1 protein-coding gene is annotated in these 363 nt (G+C 68.0%); it reads left to right on the top strand.

Annotated features, from left to right (window positions below; genetic code table 11):
* Nucleotides 1-34: 34 nt before the first annotated feature.
* Nucleotides 35-363 (top strand): DUF222 domain-containing protein (locus tag UK23_RS44125; protein WP_231114962.1); only part of this gene is annotated, 329 nt, incomplete at its 3' end.

The following is a 363-nucleotide window of genomic DNA, read 5'->3' as shown; positions in this document are numbered from 1 at the left end:
GTGCTACGAGCGCGTGGACGCCATCGCCCGTTCTGTGCGCAACCCGAAGGATGTCCGCACGCTGGACCAGATTCGCGCGGATGTGGTCGCTGATCTGATCCTCGCCACTCCGGACAAGACCAGTTCGGTGAAGACCGAGGTCTACGTGACCATCTCCGCGGCCACGCTCATGGGCCTGTCCGAACAGCCGGGTGAACTGGCTGGGTACGGCCCGATCTCCGCCGACATGGCCCGCGAACTGGCCGCCGACGCAACCTGGCGCCGCCTGCTCACCGAACCGACCAGCGGCGAGCCACTGGAGTTCGGCACCACCACCTACCGCCCACCCGCCGCCCTACGCAGGTTCGTGTGGACCCGCGACCG

It is taken from the genome of Lentzea aerocolonigenes, assembly GCF_000955955.1.
Classification (GTDB): domain Bacteria; phylum Actinomycetota; class Actinomycetes; order Mycobacteriales; family Pseudonocardiaceae; genus Lentzea; species Lentzea aerocolonigenes_A.
This window is presented reverse-complemented; position numbering and strand designations above follow the sequence as displayed.